At 54.7% G+C, this 25,006-nt stretch carries 19 protein-coding genes; 14 read left to right on the top strand and 5 right to left on the bottom strand.

Going from position 1 to position 25,006, the window contains the following annotated elements; genetic code table 11:
• Positions 1-12: 12 nt before the first annotated feature.
• The 5 genes from ACHUEV_RS15805 to ACHUEV_RS15825 are packed head-to-tail and all read left to right on the top strand — an operon-like array spanning position 13 to position 5,839.
• Complete coding sequence (locus ACHUEV_RS15805; protein ID WP_394181550.1) at positions 13-1,278, top strand: ABC transporter substrate-binding protein; 1,266 nt, start codon at positions 13-15, stop codon at positions 1,276-1,278.
• Between the two features lie 28 nt (positions 1,279-1,306).
• Positions 1,307-2,371 (top strand): carbohydrate ABC transporter permease, encoded by a 1,065-nt coding sequence (locus ACHUEV_RS15810; RefSeq protein ID WP_394181552.1) that lies wholly within the window; start codon positions 1,307-1,309, stop codon positions 2,369-2,371.
• A complete protein-coding gene (locus tag ACHUEV_RS15815; protein ID WP_394181554.1) occupies positions 2,368-3,804 on the top strand; it encodes a carbohydrate ABC transporter permease in 1,437 nt (478 codons plus the stop codon). The genes ACHUEV_RS15810 and ACHUEV_RS15815 overlap by 4 nt, the downstream gene beginning before the upstream one ends.
• Positions 3,804-4,868: an ABC transporter ATP-binding protein gene (locus ACHUEV_RS15820; RefSeq protein ID WP_394181556.1), complete on the top strand. Its 1,065-nt coding sequence runs from the start codon at positions 3,804-3,806 to the stop codon at positions 4,866-4,868. The genes ACHUEV_RS15815 and ACHUEV_RS15820 overlap by 1 nt, the downstream gene beginning before the upstream one ends.
• On the top strand, positions 4,859-5,839 hold the full coding sequence (locus ACHUEV_RS15825; RefSeq protein WP_394181558.1) for a YeiH family protein: 981 nt from the start codon (positions 4,859-4,861) through the stop codon (positions 5,837-5,839). Before ACHUEV_RS15820 ends, ACHUEV_RS15825 begins: the two co-directional genes overlap by 10 nt.
• 129 nt (positions 5,840-5,968) lie before the next feature.
• Here ACHUEV_RS15825 and ACHUEV_RS15830 read toward each other — a convergent pair whose 3' ends face one another.
• The 4 genes from ACHUEV_RS15830 to ACHUEV_RS15845 form a co-directional block, all read right to left on the bottom strand.
• A complete protein-coding gene (locus ACHUEV_RS15830) occupies positions 5,969-6,400 on the bottom strand; it encodes a universal stress protein (protein ID WP_394181560.1) in 432 nt (143 codons plus the stop codon).
• The gene (locus ACHUEV_RS15835) at positions 6,397-9,006 is read right to left on the bottom strand and encodes a TRAP transporter permease (protein ID WP_394181562.1); all 2,610 of its coding nucleotides are present in this window, start codon (positions 9,004-9,006) and stop codon (positions 6,397-6,399) included. Before ACHUEV_RS15835 ends, ACHUEV_RS15830 begins: the two co-directional genes overlap by 4 nt.
• 115 nt (positions 9,007-9,121) lie before the next feature.
• Entirely contained in the window at positions 9,122-10,090 is a 969-nt protein-coding gene (locus tag ACHUEV_RS15840) for a TAXI family TRAP transporter solute-binding subunit (protein ID WP_394181564.1), read from the bottom strand.
• 34 nt (positions 10,091-10,124) lie between these two features.
• The gene (locus ACHUEV_RS15845; protein ID WP_394181566.1) at positions 10,125-10,988 is read right to left on the bottom strand and encodes a MurR/RpiR family transcriptional regulator; all 864 of its coding nucleotides are present in this window, start codon (positions 10,986-10,988) and stop codon (positions 10,125-10,127) included.
• A 110-nt stretch (positions 10,989-11,098) separates the two neighbouring features.
• On the opposite strand from ACHUEV_RS15845, the gene ACHUEV_RS15850 reads away from it, so the two are divergent.
• Both ACHUEV_RS15850 and ACHUEV_RS15855 read left to right on the top strand, forming a co-directional pair.
• Positions 11,099-12,418, top strand: a complete 1,320-nt coding sequence (locus ACHUEV_RS15850) for an aspartate aminotransferase family protein (protein ID WP_394181568.1) — start codon at positions 11,099-11,101, stop codon at positions 12,416-12,418.
• Positions 12,418-13,200, top strand: a complete 783-nt coding sequence (locus ACHUEV_RS15855) for a 3-keto-5-aminohexanoate cleavage protein (RefSeq protein ID WP_394181570.1) — start codon at positions 12,418-12,420, stop codon at positions 13,198-13,200. The genes ACHUEV_RS15850 and ACHUEV_RS15855 overlap by 1 nt, the downstream gene beginning before the upstream one ends.
• A 63-nt stretch (positions 13,201-13,263) precedes the next feature.
• Here the strand turns inward: ACHUEV_RS15855 and ACHUEV_RS15860 are convergent, their stop codons facing one another.
• The gene (locus ACHUEV_RS15860; RefSeq protein ID WP_394181572.1) at positions 13,264-15,324 is read right to left on the bottom strand and encodes a hypothetical protein; all 2,061 of its coding nucleotides are present in this window, start codon (positions 15,322-15,324) and stop codon (positions 13,264-13,266) included.
• Positions 15,325-15,712: 388 nt separating this feature from the next.
• On the opposite strand from ACHUEV_RS15860, the gene ACHUEV_RS15865 reads away from it, so the two are divergent.
• The 7 genes from ACHUEV_RS15865 to ACHUEV_RS15895 all read left to right on the top strand — a co-directional run bounded on the left by ACHUEV_RS15865 (position 15,713) and on the right by ACHUEV_RS15895 (position 25,006).
• Complete coding sequence (locus ACHUEV_RS15865) at positions 15,713-16,399, top strand: helix-turn-helix transcriptional regulator (RefSeq protein ID WP_394181574.1); 687 nt, start codon at positions 15,713-15,715, stop codon at positions 16,397-16,399.
• A 229-nt stretch (positions 16,400-16,628) separates the two neighbouring features.
• Positions 16,629-17,948 carry a nucleotide sugar dehydrogenase gene (locus ACHUEV_RS15870; protein ID WP_394181576.1) on the top strand — a complete coding sequence of 440 codons (1,320 nt, stop codon included), beginning with the start codon at positions 16,629-16,631 and terminating at the stop codon, positions 17,946-17,948.
• Positions 17,949-17,954: 6 nt separating this feature from the next.
• Positions 17,955-19,430: a glycosyltransferase gene (locus ACHUEV_RS15875; protein WP_394181578.1), complete on the top strand. Its 1,476-nt coding sequence runs from the start codon at positions 17,955-17,957 to the stop codon at positions 19,428-19,430.
• Positions 19,431-19,456: 26 nt separating this feature from the next.
• Positions 19,457-20,545 (top strand): hypothetical protein, encoded by a 1,089-nt coding sequence (locus ACHUEV_RS15880; RefSeq protein WP_394181580.1) that lies wholly within the window; start codon positions 19,457-19,459, stop codon positions 20,543-20,545.
• 95 nt (positions 20,546-20,640) lie between these two features.
• Complete coding sequence (locus tag ACHUEV_RS15885) at positions 20,641-22,041, top strand: mannose-1-phosphate guanylyltransferase (protein WP_394181582.1); 1,401 nt, start codon at positions 20,641-20,643, stop codon at positions 22,039-22,041.
• The gene (locus ACHUEV_RS15890) at positions 22,034-23,557 is read left to right on the top strand and encodes a right-handed parallel beta-helix repeat-containing protein (protein ID WP_394181584.1); all 1,524 of its coding nucleotides are present in this window, start codon (positions 22,034-22,036) and stop codon (positions 23,555-23,557) included. Before ACHUEV_RS15885 ends, ACHUEV_RS15890 begins: the two co-directional genes overlap by 8 nt.
• Before the next feature lie 3 nt (positions 23,558-23,560).
• Entirely contained in the window at positions 23,561-25,006 is a 1,446-nt protein-coding gene (locus ACHUEV_RS15895) for an MBOAT family O-acyltransferase (RefSeq protein WP_394181586.1), read from the top strand.

Here is a 25,006-nt window from a genome sequence, read left to right on the forward strand (position 1 = left end):
AGGGAGGAAAACATGAAGGTAACGACAAAGAGGGGCGCAATCGCTGCGCTTATGCTGACAGGTGCATCCGGTGTATACGCGGACGAAGTATCGTTCCTGTGCTACCAAGATAGCAACGAATGCGACGTGATCGCCGACATGCTGCCTACATTCACTGATAAAACCGGGCACACCGTGAAATTGGAAACCGTCGCCTATGACGTGATCCGCGATCAGCTGGAAAACCAGCTACAGACAGATGCAGCCCCAGACGTGGCCCGGGTAACCAACTTGGGCGGTTTAAACCAATATTACCTCGATCTGGCCCCTTACGTGGACGGCGCAACATGGGAATCCAGCTATGGCGCAACCTTGCCATGGTTCCGTAAACCCGGCGGCGACGATAGCGGCATCTATGGCTGGATGACCCAGCTGACTGTCACCGGGCCCTATGTAAACGTCACCCTGTTTGAAGACGCAGGCGTTGAAATGCCCGGCGAAGGCGCGACCTGGGACGATTGGGCAACCGCCCTGATGGAAGTCAAAGAAATGACCGGGATCACCGCAGGTCTTGCGATGGACCGGACAGCGCACCGCATGGCTGGCCCCGCATTCAGCTATGGCGCGAAATTCTTTGACGATGCAGGTGAACCGATCCTTGTTGACGCTGGTTTCCGCGACTTCGCAGAAACATTTGTGGGTTGGCACGTCTCTGGCCTGATGCCCGCCGAAGGCTGGCCTGCTGGCGAAGGCACGCAATACCGCAACGCTGCACCATTGTTCCAATCGGGCGACGTTGCGATGCACATGTCCGGATCTTGGATGATCAACAGCTATGCTGACAACATCACCGATTTCGACTGGAAAGCCGTCCCTGCCCCATGTGGCACCGGTGGCTGTGGGGCGATGCCCGGTGGCGCTGCCATCGTTGCGTTTGCGTCCACTGACGTTCCCGAAGCCGCAGCAGCGCTGATTGATTTCCTTGCCGCTGAAGAAAACGCTGCCAGCTTTGCGGCCTCTACGCGCAATATCACCGCGCATCAGGGGCTTCAGGCATCTGGGATCGACTATGCGGACGCGTCCCCTGCGGTTGCGGCGGCCCTGTCTGTCTTTGCGGCCAACGCTGGAGTTGCTGCCGACACCACACCGCAGGCCTACACCCTGCAAGGCTACCCTAAGAACTTTGTCATCTATGGCGCCGTTCCTGATTACCTGACCAAGGCAATCACCGGTGAAATGTCACTCGACGAAGCCCTTGCTGCGATTGATGCGGATGTAGCCGCGAAAATCGCCGAGTAGCCTGTAAATTAAGGGGGGGGGGTACGGCATGACCGAAGCACTATCCGCTGCTTTTTCCGGTTCGCCGTGGCCGCTTTACCTTTTAGTTTATTTGATCATCGGGTGGGCGCTGCTGCGCCCGTCCGGCACCTTTTGGGATCAACTGATCAGCACGATCGGCTGGCCCATTGAAATGACCCAACGGCTGTCGGGGGCGACCGGCCTGCCCTATCTTTTCTTGCTGCCGAACATGCTCGTCTTTGGGCTGTTCACCTTTGCACCCCTGTTCATCAACATGGGATTTTCGGTCACCGAAGGGCAATCTATCCTGTTTTCTGACCGCGAATGGGCTGGGTTGGATAACCTGCGCCGCCTACTATCTGAAACGCAGATCGACACAGGCGCAGCGAACCTCGAAGACGACAAATTCCTAAGCGCTGTCTATGACACCGCCACTTTTGTTGTGTTCCAAGTCCCGATCATGATCGCCGTCGCACTGATTTCCGCGCTGGCACTAAACCGCAAAATCGTCGCACGCGGCCTGTGGCGTGCGGTGTTCTTTTACCCGGTGATGCTATCGCCCGTTGTGGTTGGTTTTCTTTGGAGCCTGATCCTCAAACGCCAAGGCGTGCTATCAGAAACGCTGATGCGCTGGGGCTGGCTGGATGAACCGATCCAATGGCTAACCGATCCATCTTGGACAATGTTCTGGTCCGTTTTCGTCTACACTTGGGCGCATCTTGGGTTCTATATGCTGATCCTGTTGGCCGGGCTTCAGGCAATCCCACGTGATGTCTATGAAGCCGCAGAAATGGACGGAACCCCGGCATGGCGGCAACTGACGCGGATCACGATCCCGCTTTTGGCCCCTACCCTGCTGGTCGTCACCGTGCTGTCGCTGGTCAAAGCATTCCAAGCATTCGAAGAACTTTACGCGATGTCCGTGCGCTGGACGTCATTGGTAGGCTACATTTTTGAAACCTCAGGTCTACGTGGGCAACCAACGGCCAACGGGCTTGGGATCGCGGCAATGGCGTCACTTCTTGTCGCGGTCGTTTTGATCATGCTGTCGCTGCTTCAGGTCTACCTTTCATCGAAGTCGAGCAAGCCATGACCGCAATCGTTACCTTTCTGACCCGCAAGGCTGGCGGACGCCGTGCCAATTGGCTTGATTGGATGACCTACGCCTATCTGTTCACTGGATTTTTGGTCATCGTCCTGCCCGTGATGTGGCTTGCGCTGAATTCACTCAAGTCCGCATCGCAGCTCGAAAAACAAGACCTTTCACTACTGCCATCAAGTTTTGAAAGCGTCGCACGGGCAACCGTTTCCGGACCTGATGGCAAGCAGATCTTCTTTATCCAAGAACTGCCCGACTGGGTGCTTAACTGGAACGATTTGTCCGACGCACAACAGGCAAGCCACGACATCCCAGCCTTCCTAGCCGACTGGTCAGGGCGGGAATTATACGCATTGCGGTCGCAACTGGGTTACGTGCCAACCTTGGTCCGTGATCTGGTCGCAGCCCAAGATTTACCCGATTGGTTGCTACGCTATCCGTCTATGTCAGCAACGGCCAAACAAGATTTCGACGCCGACGCGGTGATCGCGGCACTAAACGCCGAAGACCAGCGATTGCTGTCCGAATTCTTAGGCGTCGGATCATATGAGCCATCCCGGCTGACGCTTCAAATTCTGGCGCGTGCACCGGATCCGGTCACTGGCGAAGAAACGCAATTTGGCGTCTCGAATTTCAAGGCGACCCGTGAATTCACGCCCGCCCGTTACGTCGATAACCGCAGCGAAGAGGTCGTCCGCCTGAACACGGCTGAAATCACAATGCGGCGGCCCATTGATCCGTCATGGAACAACTTTTCCGATCCACTGACCGGCAACGCCTTTGGGGTGAACGTGAACTTTGCGACATGTTTCACCAATTCCGTGCTGGTGACGCTGATCGCAACGGTCCTAACGCTGCTGATCAACTCGATGGCTGCGTTTTCGCTGGCGAAATACAAATTCCGCGGCCAAGTCGCGTTCTTTATCGTCATCCTTGCGACGCTCATGGTGCCGCCAACAATCACTTTGGTGGGCGTGTTCAAGGCGGTAAACGCTACTGGTCTTTCGGGGTCTATCTGGGGGGTCATCATCCCCGGCGCTGCCACCCCAACAGGCGTTTTCCTCCTGCGCCAATACATGCTGTCGATCCCCGATGAACTGATCGAGGCCGCCCGCATGGACGCCGCATCCGAATGGAAAGTCTACTGGCGCATCGTGCTACCACTTGCGATGCCGGCGCTTGCGGCACTCGGTATCCTGTCGATCATCTGGCGCTGGAACGATCTGATCCTGCCGTTGGTCGCCATCGCCACCACCAAAGAAGCCTATACAATCCAGCTTTGCCTGCTCGAATTCCGGGGCGAACACCTGTCGCAGGAACACTACAGACTGGCCATGACCATGGTTAGCCTTGTGCCCTCGACGCTCGTCTTTGTGTTCCTGCAAAAATACATCACCACCGGCATTGCCAATACGGGACTAAAATAATGACCAACCTTGTCCTGAAAAACGTGACCAAATCCTATGGCGACGTTCCCGTAATCCACGGGATCGACATGGAGATCAAAACCGGCGAATTCTGCGTCTTTGTTGGGCCATCCGGCTGCGGTAAATCCACGCTGCTGCGCATGATTTCGGGGCTCGAGGACATCACCGGCGGTGAGATCGAAATCGACAACGAAGTCGTGAACCACATTCCCGCCGCACAGCGCGGTCTGGCAATGGTTTTTCAATCCTACGCGCTCTACCCGCATATGTCCGTGCGCAAGAACCTTAGTTTCGGGCTAGAGAACCTGAAAACCTCAAAGCCCGAAATCGAAAAGCGCGTGATTGAGGCCGCGCGGATGCTGCAAATTGATCCCTATCTTGATCGCAGGCCCGGCCAATTATCGGGCGGTCAGCGGCAGCGCGTCGCCATCGGGCGCGCAGTTGTGCGCGAACCCAAAGTCTTCTTGTTCGACGAACCGCTTTCCAACCTCGATGCCGAACTGCGGGTCAGCATGCGCCGCGAAATCGGGGCGTTACACCGACGGCTGGGGAATACGATGATCTACGTGACCCATGATCAGGTCGAAGCCATGACAATGGCGGATAAGATCGCAGTCTTGCGCGCCGGAAAGGTCGAACAATTCGGCACCCCGCTTGAGCTGTTCAACCACCCAAAGAACCGCTTTGTAGCCGGTTTTATCGGGTCTCCTGCGATGAATTTCCTCCAAGGCAAGGTTGGCCCGCAAGGAATCCAGCTGGACGACAACACAAACGTCGCCATCAACCCGGCCCGGATCAAAGGCCCACAAGACACGCCAGTCGAACTTGGCGTGCGCCCCCGCGACTTGATCATCGACCCCGATGGCCCAATCACCGTGCGCGTATCAGAGGTCGAACAGCTGGGCGCAGAAAGCTACTTGTTTGCGGAACTCAGCACCGGAGAGGCAATCGTTGTGCATCAACCAGGTCAAACGAACGTACAAATTGGAGACAATTTACATCTATCCATCAATAACGAAGCATTATTTCTATTCGACAAGGCAAGCGGCACAGCATGGTACTGAACGCAAAGTCGATCTTTCCCGGCCTTCTATTCGCCGGGATGGTCGCCATGGCCGCTCAGTTCCTGTCCGATCACTATGGTGCACCAGTTATGCTCATGGCGATCCTACTTGGGATACCGTTCCAGTTTCTATCAACCGAAGAACGCACCGCCCCCGGCATCGGTTTTGCATCGCGCATGGTGCTGCGCGTCGGTGTGGCACTGCTGGGCGTGCGGGTTAGCGTTGATATGGTCGCAGAAATTGGGCTGGCGAACGTCGCGCTGGTTGCCTCTGGCGTGGCTTTAACCATTGCGCTGGGGCTGATCATGGCCCCGCTATTCGGCCGCGACCGCGCCTTTGGATTTCTGACAGGCGGCGCTGTGGCGATTTGTGGGGCGTCCGCAGCAATGGCGATTGCCTCGCTCTTGCCCAAGGGTGAAAATACCGAACGCGATGTGACATTTACCGTCGTTTCCGTGACGCTTGCCTCAACGGTTGCGATGATCGCCTACCCGATTTTAATCAGCTACCTTGGCATGGATAGCCAATCCGCCGGTGTCTTTCTGGGTGGCACAATCCATGACGTGGCCCAAGTCGTCGGTGCCGGATATTCAGTATCGGACGAAACCGGTGACATTTCCACGCTGGTGAAACTGTTCCGGGTCGGGATGCTTGCGCCCGTCGTGTTCATCGGCACACTGTTCTTACGACAATCCGGCAAAGGGGCCGAAGGCGTACCGCTCATACCCGGCTTTGTCATTGGGTTCTTGGTACTGGCCGGGCTGAATTCATTCGGCTGGCTACCAGCATGGGCAATTCAATCCGCCGACACCGTGTCACGGGCCTGTCTGGTAACCGCAGTCGCCGCCGTCGGCATGAAAACATCATTCGAGGACCTAAGATCCGTAGGCAGATCCGCCCCAATCATGATCCTAATCCTAACCGCCGCACTTGCAGCATATGTCCTAATCGGGCAGCAAATGCTGGTCTAAACAGCCTGCAACCCAAGAATTTGAGGCCGGAATTTGCCCAAGTAAGACGAAATCACCTTACATTGATCAGTTAGCTAATATCGTCACCTGCACTTAAGAGAAGATCACACAACTGTCCGACCTCTTCGATCATCTGACGACATAAACGGAACAATTCGAATGCCGTACGACGCGCGCGGCGTTTGGACCCAGAAGGTAGTCTTTTAAGTCCGGCCGATGGGCGCCGATTACGATTAAGTCGGCGTTGGACAACCTAGCGGCTTTGAGGACCTCTTCGTAGACGCTGCCAATCGCGACGATGTGTCGGACTTTCTTGTTTGCTTCGTCGCCCACCACGCCGCGTACCAAGTCGTTTAGTGCCTTAACTGCGCCGTCGCGGGCGGTTTTGACGTGGTGTTCTTCGAAGTAGGCACCAACAAGTGATGCGCCGAAATCGGGAACGACGGCGATCACATCGAGTTGCGCACCGTCAAGATCCGCCATTTTTTTGGCCTGCACGAGAACGTGCGCATCTTCTTGGGGGCGGTTGATGTCAATGGCGCAGAGGACAGTCTTGATCATGCCGTTTCTCCTTCACGGATGTGGATGGCGCGTCGTGATTGCAGCAAAGCGATAAGCGCCAGCAACAACAGGGCCGGGATGAACATCAGCTCTTTGGGGAGTTGATCAGCCGTGGTCTGAACGCTGGCGATTTGAACAGGATCATCGCCGTAGAAGTCGAACGAAGCCAGCGCGTCCCCCAGATCGGTGCCGAACATCGGCTCGTCTAGGCGCTGGACGTCTCCCTCGGGGACGATCATGAAGCCGAGCGCATCAAGGCGTGCATCGGCGCCTTCGACGTCTGGCACGGTCAGCGGCACGGTCAGGTCTTTGACTTCGAGTGTGTCAAAGTCTGGACCAGAGATTACTGTGCGCAACTGGCTACCTGGCTCGGCCGCGCCAAGCGCTTGGGCAAATGAGGCCGGTTCGATCTCATCATATGGTGCTTGGAACTGGTTCATAAAGAAACCGGGTCTGAACAGCGCAAAGGCGATCACCAGCATAGCGACTGTTTCCCAAATGCGGTTCTTGGTCAGGAACCAGCCCATTGTGGCGGCAGTGAACACCAAAATGCCGACCGTCGCCGTCACAAATACGATTATCCCTTGGGTCCACGTCACATCGATCAACAAGAGGTCTGTATTGAAGATGAACACAAACGGCAGGGCAACCGTCCGCAGGCTGTAGAAAAAGGCGATGAACCCTGTGCGGATTGCGTCGCCACCTGACACCGCAGCAGCGGCGAAACTGGCAAGGCCCACTGGAGGTGTTACATCCGCCATAATCCCAAAGTAGAAGACAAACAGGTGCACAGCGATCAGTGGCACGACTAGCCCCGATTGTGCGCCTAGCTCCATGACCACGCCAACCATCAAGGAAGACACAACAATATAGTTGGCTGTTGTTGGCAGCCCCATGCCGAGGATCAACGATAGGATCGCGACGAAGATCAGCATTAGGATCAGGTTACCACCGGACAGGAATTCAACGAAATCCGCCATGACTTGGCCGATACCCGTCAGGGATACGGTGCCGACAATGATACCGGCCGTGGCGGTAGCAAGCCCGATTCCGATCATGTTCCGAGCACCATCAATCATGCCATCGATCAGGTCCATCAGACCATCGCGCAGACGGCTGATTGCGTTGCTTTCGCCGCGGAAGAACGCCTTGAGCGTTTTCTGCGTCAATAGGATGCCGAACAGCAAGAAGGTGGCCCAGAAGGCTGAAAGCCCAGGGGATTTACGTTCGATCATTAGGAAATAAACCAGAACGATGATCGGCAGTAGGTAATAGAGACCGGATTTGTAGATTTTAGCGACATCGGGCAGCTCGACCACTTGGGCATTGGGGTCGTCGGGTTCTAGGTCAGGGACCTGAGCCGCGAGATAAAGCAATGCGACATAGATCGCTGCCAAAAGAACCGTTAAGATCCAACCTGACCCTTCAGGGAAAGCCGAGACAATCCAGCTAACGGGGTATTGCGTCGCGTAACACAACAGCGCGAACCCTGCGAAAAACCCGAACATCCCCAACACGGTGTTGAATAGGTTCACCACCTTGTTGCCGATGGTCGGCATATTGGTTTTCACTGCTTCAAGGTGAACAATATAGACTAGCGCGATGTAGCTGATGATCGCGGGTAGGAACGCGTGAGTGATCACCTCGACATAAGAAATGCCGACATATTCAACCATCAGGAATGCGGCAGCACCCATCACTGGTGGCATGATTTGGCCATTTACAGATGACGCAACCTCGACCGCGCCGGCCTTTTCGGCAGAAAACCCGACGCGTTTCATCAGTGGTATGGTGAATGTGCCAGTTGTGACCACGTTGGCGATAGAAGAGCCAGAGATCAGGCCAGTTGCGGCAGAGCCAACAACCGCCGCTTTCGCAGGGCCACCGCGAAGGTGACCAAGCGCGCCGAATGCCATCTTAATAAAGTAGTTACCCGCACCCGCCTTATCGAGCAGTGCGCCAAAGAGCACGAACAGGAACACAAACTTGGTCGACACACCAAGCGCGATCCCAAAGACCCCCTCGGACGTGATCCACATATGGCTCATTGCTTTGCGCAGCGATGCACCGGCCCAGCGGATTTGATCTGGCACGGCCTCGGATGAGCCGAAGAAGACATAGAATAAGAAAACAAACGCGAGGATGACCATCACAGGGCCAAGAACGCGGTACGATGAAACGAAAAGGACAATTAGGCCCGCAAGTGCGAAATAGGCGTCCTGCATATCTGCAAGGCCACCATTGCCAACGATCTTATCATAGAAGAAATAGCCATAAAGCGCGAGGAACGCCCCAGAGAGGCCAAGCACCCAGTCATACCACGGGATGTGGTTGCGGGGGCTTGATTTGAACAGCGGATAAGCCATCGCGGCAAGGAATATGGCAAACGCCAAATGGATTTGGCGAGAGTTGTTAATAAGGTCACCGGGCAAGATATAAGGCGCGACAGGAGATGCCAGAAGCACTTGAAAGATCGACCAGATGAGGGCGACAGCTGCGATGAACCAGCCGACTGCTCCGGTCGGACTACGGGACCCGCTGTCACTGGCCGCGACCAGTTCCTGAAGTTCCTCTTCGCTTAAAGCGCGGTTCTCATTCGTTGACATCTATATCCCCCTACTACCGTTGTCCGGTTTTCATTCCGTTCAGATCTACCGGCAATTAGGCCAGCGATAGTTTCGGGGGCAGTTGCCCGCCCCCGATTGATGTTAATTGGTCTGGTTACTCGATCCAGCCTTTTTCACGGTAGTATTTAGCCGCACCGGGGTGCAGTGGCGCTGACAGGCCAGCTGTCGCCATTTCTTCGGGTACAAGGTTTGCGAATGCAGGGTGCAGACCGCGGAAGTCGTCGATGTTGTCAAACACTGCGCTGACAAGCGTGTAGACCACTTCGTCAGACACATCCGCAGAGGTCACGAAAGTCGCGCCAACACCGAATGTCATCGTGTCTGCATCGTTGCCGCGGTACATGCCGCCCGGAATGGTCGCAGTACGGTAGAACGGATTGTCAGCCACTAGGCCGTCAACTGCTTCACCAGAGACTTCTACCAGCACGGAATCACAAGCTGTGGTCGCTTCCTGAATGGAACCAGATGGGTGACCAACGGTGTAAACCATCGCGTCGATTTGGTTGTCACACAGAGCCGCAGACTGTTCAGCTGCTTTCAGCTCGGTTGCCAAAGCAAAGTCGTCTGTTGTCCAGCCAAGTGCTTCCATTAGGACTTCCATCGTGCCGCGCTGACCAGAGCCAGGGTTGCCGATGTTCACACGCTTACCTTTTAGGTCAGCGACTGATGTGATGCCACTGTCAGCACGGGCCACAACGGTAAACGGCTCTGGGTGGACAGAAAAGACAGCCCGCAGGCCTTCAAATGGGCCAGCTTCTTCGAAACGCGATGTTCCGTTATAGGCGTGGTACTGCCAGTCAGACTGGGCCACACCAAATTCCAACTCACCTTCGCGGATGGTGTTGATGTTGTAGACAGAGCCGCCTGTGGATTCCACGGAGCAGCGTACGCCGTGGTCGCGGCGGCCTTTGTTGACCATACGGCAAATTGCGCCGCCTGTCGGATAGTAAACGCCAGTGACGCCACCGGTGCCGATAGTGATGAATTCTTCTGCGTAAGCCGCAGGGGCCATCATCGCTGTCGTCACCGCAGCGGCGGCTGTAAGTTTGAGTTTAGCAAACATTTTCATCTCCCTTTGAGTGTATGTTCCTGGTCGTTCAAAGATCCCAGACTTCGGCTAGGACCCGGTTAGCACCTTCCACCTCGGCGATTCTTGCGCGGGCGGCCGGAACTGAGCGGCTTACCAGAACCCCGATCAGGGTTTCCACAAGAAACATGGTGACGACGTAGGAGGAATAGAAATGCGGGCTTTGTGTTGGCACGATAAATTGCGCCGCCGCATGTTTGAGGGCCGGGCAAGTGTGTGTGTCGGTAATCAAGACAACATAGACACCCTGTTCTTGCGCGAGCTTGGCCGCGCGCAACGCCTGACCCGAAAAAGGGGGCTTAGTGACGATGATCAACACATCGCTTTCGTCCAAGCCAACAATGCCTGCACCCAGCGACGCGCCCATCCGGCTTGCCATTGCCCAGTTGTCGGCACAAAAGTTCGCCATGTATGACAAGTATTCGACAACGCCGGTGGAGCCGAGCGCGCCCAACAAAAGCACCTTGCGGGCCTGCGCAATACGTTCCACCGCAGCATTAAGCGTGGCACGATCAAGATCATCCACAAAGGTCTGAAGGTTAAGCTGGCAGGCCGCCAAATGCGCAGTCACAAAATCCGTTTCATCCGCGCTATGGGTCTGGTGCAGACGTTCCGCCCGTTCCGCAAAGTTATTCACACGGCGGTTGATCTTTTTGCGCATTTCTTCGCGCAGCTCTTCGAAACCATTGTAATCCAACGCACGGGCCAGCCGCGAAAATGCGGCGGGGGAAATGCCGCTGTCGCGCGCAACCGCGCGCAAGGGCCGCGTGGCCGTATCAACCGGGTTGTTCGCAAGGTAGTCCGCAGCAGACCGTAGTGTCCCGCTAAGGTCACTATATCTTTGTGTCAGTCTGGTCTCGAATGATTGGCGCAAAAAAATGACCCCGGGCAAATATTTGTTAACTGTCGAGTTTGTTTCATGAGTTGTCAACATTTGAATCATCTGTTTCACTAGCGCATCGCATATTGAGGTCAGGGCCCTACATGTCACATGTCTTCCCACGTCATACTAAGTCGGTCATGCCCACAGCCGTTCGCGGCGAGGGTATCTATATTTATGATTCTAATGGCAAATCGTACCTTGACGGATCGGGCGGCGCGGCAGTTTCGTGCCTTGGACACAGCGACCCCGACGTAATAGCAGCGATTAAATCACAGCTCGATTCTTTGGATTTCGCTCATACGGGTTTCTTAACCTCTGAACCGGCCGAGGCGCTCGCAACCCGTTTGATAAAGCACGCACCAGAGGGAATCGACCGCGTGTATCTTGTGTCCGGCGGGTCAGAAGCGGTTGAAGCCGCCTTAAAGCTTTCCCGGCAGTATATGCTTGAGATTGGCCAGCCCAAACGTACCAAATTCATATCACGGCGCCAAAGTTATCATGGCAACACGCTCGGGGCGCTTGGGACGGGGGGTAACATGTGGCGGCGCGAACCCTTCGATCCAGTGATGGTTTCAGCCAGTCATATCGCCCCGTGCTACGAATACCGCGGCCGTGCCGAAGGCGAGAGCGCCGAGGACTATGGCTTGCGGGTCGCGAACGAACTTGAAACTGAACTGCTACGGCTTGGTCCAGAAACGGTCATTGGATTCTTGGCAGAACCTGTAGTCGGTGCAACGGCGGGGGCGGTGCCCTCTGTTCCCGGCTATTTCAAACGTATCCGGGAGATTTGTGACCAGTACGGCATCCTACTTATCCTTGATGAGGTCATGTGCGGGATGGGCCGGACCGGCACTTTCTTTGCCTGCGAACAAGACGATGTGGCCCCCGACATCATCACAATCGCCAAGGGCCTTGGTGCGGGGTATCAGCCGATTGGCGCCATGTTGTGCACAAATGAAATCTATGGCGCGATTGAACAAGGCACGGGGTTCTTTCAGCATGGGCATACATATTTGGGGCATCCGGTCGCCTGCGCCGCAGCCAATGCTGTGGTAACGAAACTTACAGATGGGGGGCTAACCAAGCGATCCGCCACGATGGGCAAGTATTTCGAAAAAGCACTACACGCCGAATTTGGTCAACACCCCCACGTTGGCGACATCCGTGGGCGTGGGATGTTTCGCGCACTGGAATTCGTGTCCGATTGCGGCACCAAAACACCGTTTGACCCTGACAAAAGAGTTGCAGCGCGCCTGAAAGCAAAAGCGATGGAAAACGGCCTGATTTGCTATCCAATGAACGGAACGATTGACGGCCACCACGGCGACCACGTCTTGCTCGCGCCACCGTTCATCAGCACCGAAGCGCAGATCGACGAACTGGTTGGTAAGCTTTCTGACAGTCTGGCGGCGATACTTTGATGTCGCTTCCAAAACTCATGGTCGCCCCAAACGGCGCCAGATTGCGCAAAGCGGATCACCCCGCTGTGCCATTAACGCATGATGAGATCGTCGCCTGCGCTGTTTCGTGCTATGAGGCAGGAGCAGATGGAATTCATGCGCATATTCGTGACGAAAATGGCAATCATCTGTTGGATACAAAGCGTTACGCGGAGCTGATTTCGACCCTGCGAAATACGCTACCTGAAATTGCAGTTCAGATCACGACCGAAGCAGTTGGCGTCTATGAACCTGACACACAAATGCATGTGGCGTTGGAATCTGGGGCGAATATGGTGTCCGCATCGATACGTGAAATTCGGCGCACTGGCCGCCAAACCGCTGCCGATTTTTACGCCGAATGCGCGCATAAAGACATCGCCGTACAACACATTCTCTATGACCTGTCCGACTGCCTTCTTCTAGAGGAAACGCTTGACCCAGCGGCACTGACCAGCCAGCAGCTTCAACTTCTTTACGTGCTGGGCCGCCACAGCCCGAATTCGACCGCTGACCCAGCCGAACTCACTCCCTTTCTTGAGTGGCAGCAGAAACGACAGCTGGCACCAGACTGGGCAGTTTGCGCATTCGGCACGACAGAAATGACCTGCCTACAAAACGCTGTAAAACTGGGCGGCAAATGCCGGATCGGATTTGAGAATTCGTTGTACCTATCGGACAGTAACATAGCAGCAGATAACGCTGAAAAGGTCGTGGACTTCGTCACAAAGTTAAGTCTCTTGCGGGCCGAAAACGGTGCATGAACAACACCAAGCTTCGGTAGGATTGTCTGTGCCACACTATTGCGACCCCTCCCCATACCCTTCTTAGACAAACAAATCGTTGATTGTCGTATCGAGAAGGATCAGCGTGCCTTCGTCGCCGTAGCTGATGGTTAGGTCACCGTCGGCATAGGTGAACTGGAACCCGTCGGTATCCTTGCCTGTCATCTGGTAATTGCTGAGCGCCGCGCTAAAGGTTGCGCCGGTGTCGGCGTTGAACTGTAGCTTGTCACCTTTTGATGCATCAAAATCGATGATCGTGCTGATGCCGCCGTTGGCAACGAACGTATCGGCGCCCACGCCACCGACCAATGTGTTCTTGCCTGCGCCACCAATTAAAACGTCGTCCCCTGATTGACCGTGCAAAAAGTCATCGTCGTCCCCACCAAACACAACATCGTCTCCTGCCCGCGCAAAGATACGGTCGTTGCCAGCGCCACCCTCGATAAGGTTATCGCCGATGTTTCCCAAGATGCTGTTGTTTGACTTGTTCCCGATGGCCGCTGCATTGCTTTTACCAATCATCAGCAGCCCTTCAAGATATTCGCCCATTGTGGCCGAACCAGTCACGGTTTCGCGTTGCCAGCCGCTACCGCCATCAACCTGTTCGAATGAATCGTCATCGCCCGTTTCAGTCCATTTCGGTTGGGTCGGCTGTGCTGGCGCGCTACGTTCCTGAACATCGTCAAATTCGTATATCGTGTCTGCGAAAACGACGACTTCAAAATTGGTGAGCTTCGTCACGTTGTTACCGTTTGCGACGATAAGCGTATCGCCGTCCCACGCGATGGCATAGCTTTCTTCGGGCAGTTCAAAGACAACTTGGTCAGTGCCTTTGCCACCATCAAACGTATCGATCCCGTCCGAGGCGTAAACAGTGTCGGTCCCTGTTCCCATATCGACAATATCGTTGCCCGCACCTGTATGTGCGATATCTGCGGCGCCCATCAATGAAATCGTCGCACCCTTATCAGAGGCGGTGACTTCGTCAGCGCGCACTGTTCCGACAACCTTTTCAAAGGTGACGTCGTTTGTGCTTTTGTCAGTTGGTGCGCCGTATGACGTACCTTCGTTAAAGAAGACAGACGGCGACATATAACTGATTTCATTGCCCGATCTGATCGAATCGCCAACGGTGACAGTGTTGTCCTGATCAAGCCCACCGTGAAAGTTGATGTCCCGGTTTGTGCTCGTAACATCGACAGTATTTCCGACAGCCGATGTATAGCTTGCGAAAACCACAGCGTGCCGCGTGTCCGTGATGGATAGGTCAGTAAAAGAGCTGTTGTAAACGTCGCGAATCCAAACGCCGTAACCGTTGCCGCCTGCACCTTTGTCATGCGCACCGTCGATGATGACGTCGCTCATCTCAAACCCGGTCGAGTTCGCAACCGTGATCCCATGCGACGCGGCATCCATCACTGCAACATCCTCGATGACTGCACCGCTTGTTCCAGCGACAAGGATCGCCGTCGCACCATTTGCGGTACCAAGCGTATTTGAAAACTTGGATGGGTCTGCATCGCCCCAGCTTCCGGCGACGGTAAAACCGGAAAGCGTGTTGTCCTCTAGAATTGTGCGGTGTTCGACTGTGGTGATGTCCGGATCAAAATCAAATGGTAGCTCGTCGTCAAAGGTCACGGTGTTCCCGCTGACACTTGTTACCTCGACCAACACGGTGCGCAGGGCTGAATCCTTTTGCCATTTTTCATCACCGATCTCTTTGAAAAATTCGTCCGTGTTTTCTTGGGTAATATAGATGTAGTCGCCGACACTAATATCATGTCCAGATTCCAGCGTGATTTTAGTACTGCCTGCTGACACGGCTTTTGAAAGCTTAAATATGTCGATGATCTCTGGTTCAAAGACATCATGCCCGACTTGAATGACTGGCACGTCTTCCATGCTTTTTGCGGCGTAGATAACTGTCTTTTCTGCGCCCGCACCGACCAAGGAAATATCGCTTCTGTCGATAACAAGCGTTTCCGAAAACTTGTATGTGCCAGCTTCAAGGTGAATCGTCGCGCCTGGGGCTGCCGAATTGATAAGCGCCTGAATCTCAGCAGCGGACATGTCAGTTGTTGTATAGATGTCGGTGGCAGGCATCGCCGTTATCCTCTCGGGCAAAAATGGGTCAAATTCGCAACACACGCGACTCGTTAGCGTTAGCAATACTGTACGCGTGTAAGGTTAAAACTAAAGCGTATGTGCTTATTAATCGGTCATATTCCGCCTAATCGGTGGAATTTCGCCGCATTGTCCACGCCACCAACAGAAACCACTGGCACTGTCACAATTATATAGACAATAACTAAGACAATATTCTCATTGGTTCACCTTTCGTGGGGGGAGGTCCGGACCAGCGGTCGAAATTTTTAAAAGGTGAGCCACTAGCCGGTTTTCGGCATTTTTAGTGGCATCGCGTGTGCTCTCGTTTGCCGGAATGGCAGCGTTTTGTGGGAGGAGCATGCCGAAGTTATAAGGAACGCCAGTTGTGACGAAATACGACGACCAGAACATGTCCTCGCTCGTAGGCGAGGGACAGGCAAAGCGCCGTGTGCTGATCTCCGAAAGGAATCCAGTACTCGCCGAGGTGCTTGCGAACGAATTGAATCTTACTGAAGTTCTTGAATGCAGTTTCGTACCGCATGGCGTCAAAATTGTTGACGAAGTCGCGGCGCGCAAACCAGAAGCGCTTATTCTTGATCCGGCGGATCTGACGCTATCTAAACAAAACGATATCTTAGAAATTGGTCGGGACATCCGGCGTGCAAACCCGACGACACGGGTGTTGGGTTACAGCTTTAAAACGACTAACGCGATGGTCCGCGCCACACTGGACGCTGGCTTTTGCGGATGCATTTCAAAAGACGCAAGCCTGCGCCAACTGGCCATCGCCCTCGCCGTGATTCTTGATGGCGGGTTATACTTTGACAAAGTCTTTGGATCGCACCTGCGGCCAATGCTGGCAGACACCTCTGATGCTGACGGCCTAAGCGAACGCGAAAAAGAAGTACTGGTTGGATTCGCCCGCGGCCTAAGCGCCAAACAGATCGCCCATGATCTAAAGATCAGCAATAAAACCGTCGATACCTACAAAGCACGCGCCAGCCAAAAACTGGATTTAAATGACCGTGCGCAATTGGTCGGGTACGTCCTTGAACAGGGCTGGATGAATTAGCCCCGCCTTCAAAACGACACATTCAAACATTCACTACAATGCAGGTGCAGCATAAGCGGCGCCTGCATTGTCGTTTTGGCTGCGTCATTTTTCTGCCTATTAAATCAACCCATTAAGCGGAGTTACGCCAAAAGGTGAATGAATCCTTACAGTGTAGGGATTTTTCCCGACTGGTGAATCTTCTGCAATGCGGCAATTTCGAGGCGAAGCAAATTACTGCGAGGAAAGAATGGCACGCATTAGTATTTTTGGAATCGGCTATGTCGGTGTTGTCGCGGCTGGTTGTCTGGCTAAGGACGGTCACGACGTAATCGCGGTCGATGTTGACCCCGGCAAGATTGACGCGATCAACGCGGGTTTGTCCCCTATTGTAGAAAACGGTCTAGACGACCTTATTAAAGACGTTGTCGCCGCTGGCCGCCTGACCGCCACTGACGATGTTGAATATGCGGTCAACAACACTGACGCGTCATTCGTATGTGTCGGCACACCAAGCGCCCCAGACGGGTCGGTTGGTCTGAAATACGTTGATGTAGTCTGCCAGAACATTGGCGAGGCGCTCGCGAAAAAAGATGCGTTCCACTCGGTTATTATCCGGTCGACCATCGTACCGGGCAGCTGTGAAAACACATGCATCCCGACGCTCGAATCCGCGTCCGGCAAGAAAGCAGGCACTGGTTTCGGCGTTGGCTACTATCCAGAATTCCTGCGCGAAAGCACCGCGATCGAAGACTACTATGATCCTGGTCTAATCGTATTCGGTGCACTGGATGACGGCACACGTGCAATCCTGACCGAGCTCAACGAGAACCTGAACTGCAAAATCCACACCGTGGATCTGCGTACCGCCGAGATGGTGAAATACACATCTAACACATGGCGCGCGGTCAAAGTGACCTTTGCAAATGAAATCGGGAACATCGCGAAATCATGCGGCCTTGATGGTCAAGACGTGATGGAAATCCTGTGTTCCGATCTTAAGGTAAACATGTCGCCCTACTTTATGCGGCCTGGTTTTGCCTTTGGCGGGTCTTGCCTGCCAAAAGATGTCCGCGCGTTGCGCCATCTGGCAGCCGAAAACAACACCCCTGCCCCGCTGTTGAATGCCGTTCTTGATGCGAACGAAGCACAGATCGTCAAAGCGGAAAAGATGGTCGCGTCTTCTAAGGCGTCAAAGGTCGGCTTTGTCGGGATCAGCTTTAAACCGGGCACAGACGATATGCGCGAAAGCCCATTGGCTGAACTTGCGTCGCGTTTGATCAAGTCCGGCGTTGCTGTCGAAATCTATGACCCCTTCGTGCACGAAGCCTATGCAAACGATAACTCGACTGCGGGTCGCGGCAACGATGTCGTTCCTGATCTTAAGGAACGCCTGAACCCGAACCTAACAGCGATGATCGACGGATCAGACATGATCGTGGTCGGCAATATCTATAAAGATACGCTTTCTGAACTTGATGCGGCAATCAGCAACAAACCAATGGTTGACCTGACACGCATCAGCCGTAACCGGGTGACCGGTGGTGGCTATGATGGGATTTGTTGGTAATCCGTCATGCTACAAGCCCTCAGCCACATCGCGTATCTTTCCGTCATTGTCATGCTAGCCGCGCTCGTCCCGGCAGGGCTGCTTGGGGACGTGAAAGAAGCCGTTGTTGTGCTGGGGGTGCTTGGCGCTTGGCGGTATTCGTGGGCGTCTATTAACTTTACCCGGGCGGCGATTTTCCGGTTCTACAGCTATCCCCGCCGCAAGGCCCGCGCCCACGCGCGTTACGCCAAACGCACTGTGCGTGCGCATGCTTACTTTCTAACGACATCATATATGATCGAAAGCAGCGTCACGATCCCAGTCTATCGCAGCATCTTTTTAGCCGCGTCCAAGTCTGAGAACGGCGCGACAATCGTGTCATCCGTCGTTGATGGTGCGGACGAACGGCTGATCCAGAATATTTACGCCACAATGCCTGTCGATATGTCGTCGGTAAAGCTGATCATCGACCGCATTCCCGGCACCGGCAAACGTGACGCGCTTGCCAAATCGTTAAACCTGATCGCACGTGAATGCCCGACAGCAAACGACATCGTTTTGTTCGTCGATGGCGACAGCTGCGTGCCCGAAGACATCGTCGCACAATCCGCGCCTGTCTTTACGAACCCGAAAATCGGCGCGCTGACCACCGACGAAGAAGTTGAGATCCCCCAACCCGGCCTATTCCGTGATTGGTTCGAACTACGCTTTGACCAACGCCAAGTCATGATGTGTTCGATGGGTCTTGGTAACCGCGTGCTGACTCTGACCGGCCGCATGTCCGTGTTCCGCGGTGATCTGGCGACTGACCCTGATTTCATCAATTCGGTCCAGCACGACTTTATCGACCACTGGCGTTTGGGCCGCGTCAACTTCCTGACCGGCGATGATAAATCAACTTGGTTCTGGCTGATGAAGAACGGCTATCAGATGGCTTATCTGCCCGATGTCGCCAGTTCTTCGATGGAAACACAGCCAAAGCCGACCTTTGTCGGCAGCGCCACCGCGCTCATGGTCCGCTGGTTTGGCAACATGCTGCGCACCAATGGCCGCGCGTTGGAATTGTCGCCGTCGCAGATCGGATACTTCACTTGGTGGTCGATCCTTGATCAGCGCCTTTCCATGTGGACCACGCTCGCTGGCCCAATCTGCATGGTCGCCGCAGCAATCTTTTTCGACCCAATGGTAATCCCGATCTACATCGCCTGGGTCATGTTGACACGTTATGTGTTCTGTACGGCAATTTGTTTGTTCCGAGGCCGCAGTTTCCCCATCGTTTACACGGGCTTACTGTATTTCGGCCAGCTATTTGGAGCAGCGGTAAAAAGCTACGTTCTGTTCCGGCTTGATCGCCAAAAATGGACACGACAGGCCAGCGCTGGATCCTCTGGAATCCGCCGCCCTGTTGGTGAACGTCTGCGCGCCGCCAGCTCTGCTTACCTGCACGTCTTAACTCTTGGATGGCTGACGATCGCCGCCCTGTACCTGACCGGCGTCGTCTAACTCACATTGAAGTATTGGAAATCACGATGAGCGAAACACAACCAACACAGCCAACGAGCCCCGACACTTCTGTTTCTGGCGGCTTCATCTATGAAAACGAACATCCGCAACTGCCGATCCCATTCACTGCACGGGTTGGTGACCGCCGGCTTGAAGGGAATTCAATCTCGATCACACAGGCGCTTGTTTCTGGGCTAATGCCGCCAAACGGCAACATGCAAAAATGCCCAGTCGCGCTTCAGTTCGATTTCGAAGGGTTTTCCGTAAACCTGTTCTTGGAAGCCAACGTTCTGAAAATCGGCGCACCCGATAGCCCTGAATACAGCCTGCAGTTCTGTGACCCGTCCGGCAGCCATCTTGCGCCGCTGCGTTACATCATGAACAGCCACTTGGCAGGCGATCTAGTCACCGTGGGCCGCTTTTTGGGTTACACTGGGCCAACGCAGGTTAAACCGAAAAAGCCCGTTGAAAAGCCGCGCCTAACGCAGCGCATTGGCCGTACCGTGCGGCAGGCTGGCATCATCGTCCTCAGCCTTGGGCTTGTTGCGATGGCTGCAAATATCGTGCGTGAACGCGTGGTCTTTAGCTATGAACCACGCCCCGTTGTGATTAGCCAAAGTGGTGAAACGCTGCGCGCGACTTCTGCCGGGCAAATCACCTACATCAACGAAGCAGCCGGTGTCGGTGACGTTGTTTACTCAATCGGTGCTAACTCTGGCGATCTACTTAGCGTGCGGATGCCGTGCGACTGCACCATGCTGCCATCCCCCGACTTTTATGAAGGTGCGACCATCCTAGCGGGCGCGCCATTGGTGAAACTTATCGGCCCAGATGCCGAAATCGAAGCCAACACCCAGATCAGTTTCGAAGGTGCTGCCCGCTTGCTTGCCGGTGACTCTGCGGAACTTGAACTCAGCGATGGGCGGGTTGTCCCTGTAACTGTCAAGCTTGCTGAAACGACCGACGGTTCGCGCGCGAACGATAACATAGCCGCGCAAATCATCATCAGTCCAGAAGCAGCCGAACAAATAGAAATCGGCGAAACTGCGCGGCTCCGGTTCCGGCGCCAGCTGCTGCCAGACAGCGTTACGAACAATTCCACGAACGCCCTTTGAAATAAGGAAAGGGCATCATCACCGGTTCACAACGAGCCGAATTAATTTCCCTAACAGCCCAACACGAACGGGCTCAAACTAGGAATTTTAGACCGATGCAAGACATTAGACCGATTATCCTGTGTGGTGGTACTGGTTCACGCCTGTGGCCCATGTCCCGCACCCAAAGCCCAAAGCAATTTCAACCTGTTGCGGGCGCAGGATCGCTTACGTTCTTCCAAGCCACAGTACAGCGTCACCGCTCTAAGGGGTTTGGTAAACCTGTCGTCGTCACAGCGATGCAGCATTACCGGACCGTTCAGCAACAGCTGACAGAATTGCAGTGCGACGCGACAATTATCTGCGAACCAATGGCCCGCAATACTGGCCCTGCTGTTCTCGCTGCCGCAATGGTCGTGGCCAATGAAGACCCCAAAGCATTGATGCTGATCCTTCCAGCCGATCACATCATCGAAGGGAACCTGAACACGCCAATCCTTGCCATGCGCCAAGCCGCCGCCGATGGTCGGATCGTCACATTCGGGATCACGCCGACCTACCCTGAAACGGGCTACGGCTATATCACTGATGGCGGTGCATTCTCAAACTACAAAGGTTTGCACAGCGTTGCGGAATTCGTTGAAAAACCCCCCCTTAGCAAAGCATCAAGCCTAGTCGGCACGGGCTGCGCTTATTGGGCATCTGGCATTTCATTGTATTCCACCAAGACAATCATCCAAGAATTCACCCGCCTTGATAAACCGTCGCTAGACGCCGTCACCGAAGCCGTCGCCCAAGGCGAATGGGCTGGTAACTGTCTTAAGCTACACGCAGATAGCTTCCGTAAAGCGACAAATGAACCAACCGAACGCGTCATCTTTGAACGCGCCAAATCGGTTGCATTCGCGCCGCTTGATGTCGAATGGAGCGACGTCGGCTGCTGGACATCAATGCATGCGATCGGCCACTCGGATACCGACGGCAACGTGCTGACCGGCGATGTGATATCGGTGAATTCTAAGAACACATTGGTGCGTGGCGACAAACGGCTGGTTGCAGTGGTTGGTGTGTCTGACGTGATCGTCGTGGATACGCCCGATGCTGTTCTCGTGACAGCACGTGGTCAGTGCCAAGACGTTAAGAAAGTCGTCGAGACGCTGAAATCAGAATCCCGCCGTGAATCCGTGCGTCACTTGGCACGCGAACACCAGTGGGGCCAAAGCCACCATGTCATGACGTCAAAAGACCACGACATGACCATGCTAAGCATCAACCCCGGTTCATCCATCACCGTTGATCCCCTGCCCGGTCGTCAGATCATCGCAGGTCGCGGTGGGCTGTCGGTCTTTGACGGGCTTAGCAACCGGACATTGGGCAAAGGTGAACGCGCCATGCTTGATGTTTTGGATCGGACAAAACTGACCAACACGTCGTCAGACAAAATCGACGTCATCATGGTGACGTTGAATTCTTCGATCTCAAACTCAATGCCAATGGATACTGCGTTGAATGCCTAAGCGGCGCGCACATATCGCTTTGGCCGCTGGCCTGACTGCACTGTTCTGCGGCGCTGGGGCATCTATGTCCCACGCCCAGACAATGCAGGGCTATACCGCGCTGCGCGAACAGGTTGCGGACATTTATGCTGACCTGAAAGAACAAGTGCCGCATATTCGGCAGCCATCAGAGCTGTCCGATGCCACCCACGCGCTTAACACGGCCCAGACCGCGCCCGGGTCACAAGTAGCCCAAGAATTGCCGCCTATGCCGGACGGCGAATTTGAACTAATGGACCTTCGACTTGCGCTGGTTCAGCTATCATTTGCAGTTGGCAGTAACGACCAAATCACTGTCGTCCGCGCCCAACCAGCAGAGCAGCCTCGCGTGATCGGCGTGCAAAACGGCACTGTTGATTTCGCACAATTGCGCGAATGGGTTGCGACGCAATCCAGCCCTGAAACGCTGATGACGGGCGACACTTTGCGGGTGCCGATTGTCGTGCTGCAAAACGCGCGGCTTCGCATTCAACCCGACGACATCCTGCACCTCAGTCGCGCCGACGGCGCGTTTATTGCCAACCTTGGGTCAATGATCATCGACGGCGCTGAAATCTCAGCGACCGCCGCGCCAAACACTGGTGCGTCTGACTTTGTACCCTTTGTGACCACCGCTGGCACAGGGATGGTGCAGATATCAAACAGCCTGTTCGAAGGTTTGGGCTTTGGCGACACCGCCGCCTTTTCCGGTGTGTCTGTGATTAACCGCGGACTTTACGCGCCGATTGGCGACTCTTTCATGGCCCAAAACGTGCTACGCGACATCGGAAAAGTCACCTTTGACGGCACCGATGCCGCCATCATCAAAGGCAATATATTCGCAGGCGAAGACGCCGGCACCGTTGAACTACGGCACACAAAAAACGCGCGCGTGATCGCCAATATTTTTGCCGATAGCGCAAATGGCAGCGCATTACGGATCACCGACGGTTCCACGGGGACAACACTAACCCGCAACGTCGTTCTTAGCAGCGCCAGCAACGGCATCACCGTCAACCACGGCAGCAGCAACACAATCATTTCAGACAATATCGTCTGGAAAAGCACAGGCGGTGGCATTTCGATCACCGGTTCTGACTGTGTTTATCTGGCAAATAACATCGCCATTGATAACCGCCGCAAAGGTATCGAACTGCGCACCAGCCAAAGCTCTGCGGTGGTCGCGAACCATCTGCTGGGCAACCAAAGCTCTGGTCTGTTTGTCGGCGACCAGCCAATCGGCAGCCACACAACGATCAGCGACAACATCTTTGTCGGTAACCGGATCGGGCTTTCGTCGGCCTCTGCGCACCGGCTGACCCTTCAGGGCAACAACTTCCTGAACCAGTTCCCGCGCTTTCTGGACGGTGACCTTGCCTCGCAAAGCCACAAAATCGTTGCCGACCTGCGCGGCGAACAAGACATCGACCTAACAGCGGGCGGGATCCGGTCCTTTGCCACTGCGCCCGTCACCTGCACATATAAATTGGATAGCTGAGCAATGGTATTCTCGTCAGAATCATTCCTGTTCCTGTTCTTGCCAGTGTTTTTGTTGGTCTATTACGCCACGCCTGAGCGGTTGAAATCCTATGCGATCCTTGCAGGTTCATATGTATTTTACGCGTGGTGGCGTGTCGATTTTCTGGGGCTCTTATTCCTGACGACTGCCTTTGCCTATGTGATCGGTCAAAAGGTCGCCAAACACCGCGGCACGTCACTGGGCAGGACCTATCTGATTATCGGGGTTGTGGGCTGTTTGGGTGTTCTGGGGATTTTCAAATACCTGAATTTCTTTGTCGACAGCTTTGCCGCGCTTGTTGGTACGGATGCCGCTGGTCTGGGCATTCACTGGCGCTTGATCCTGCCAATCGGGATTTCGTTCTATGTGTTTCAGGCCCTTAGCTATCTGATTGACGTGCATCGTGGCGACGCCACAGCCGACGCGCCATTCATCGACTTTGCGGCCTTTATCGCGCTCTTCCCACAGCTAATCGCTGGCCCAATCCTGCGCTACAAAGACCTAGAGGATCAGTTCCGCGAACGCACTCATTCGGTTGAGATGTTCAGCGATGGCTTTGCGCGGTTCATCATCGGGCTTGGTAAAAAGGTCATCCTTGCCGACGCGGTCGCGCCGCTCGCTGATCTGGCCTTTGCGACTGACAACCCCGGTATGGCGCTCGCTTGGGCAGGGGCGGCTGCCTACATGCTGCAGCTTTACTTCGACTTTTCTGGCTACAGCGATATGGCGATTGGGCTGGGCAAGATGATGGGGTTCAATTTCCTCGAAAACTTTCGGTTTCCATACATCAGTAAATCAATCACTGAATTCTGGCGGCGCTGGCATATCTCTTTGTCGAACTGGCTGCGCGATTATCTTTACATCTCGCTTGGCGGTAACCGCAAAGGGCCGACCCGCACCTATGTAAACCTAATGATGGTCATGGTTTTAGGTGGCCTATGGCACGGCGCGAACTGGACCTTTGTTCTGTGGGGCTTCTGGCACGGCGGTCTGCTGGCAACCGAACGCTTTGTCGGCTGGGATCGGAATGCCAAAAGCCACTGGTTCGCCCTGCCCCTGACGCTACTCTTTGTGTTGATCGGTTGGGTCATGTTTCGCGCGGCCTATGTTGGCGAAGCGTTCGAAATTTACGGTGGCATGATCGGATTGAACGGCATCATCGGTGATCCAACCGTCTGGCTGTCTGTAACCCGCGAAAGCCTTGTCCTGACTGCGCTCGCTATAATCGTCGTCTTTGCCGAACCCCGGATTTCGGCAGCAATAGAAGCCAACGGCACAGGCATGACGCAGATCCACCCCGATGGGACTGCGGTCGCCAACCCAACCGTGCAGGTGCTGAACACGCTGGCCATTTTGTTGATCGGCACGGTGACGATCCTCAAGCTGGCCGAGCAAAGCTTTTCACCCTTCTTGTACTTCCAATTCTGA

Origin of the sequence: Yoonia maritima (assembly GCF_043641945.1) — a bacterium.
GTDB classification, from domain to species: Bacteria; Pseudomonadota; Alphaproteobacteria; order Rhodobacterales; family Rhodobacteraceae; genus Yoonia; species Yoonia maritima_B.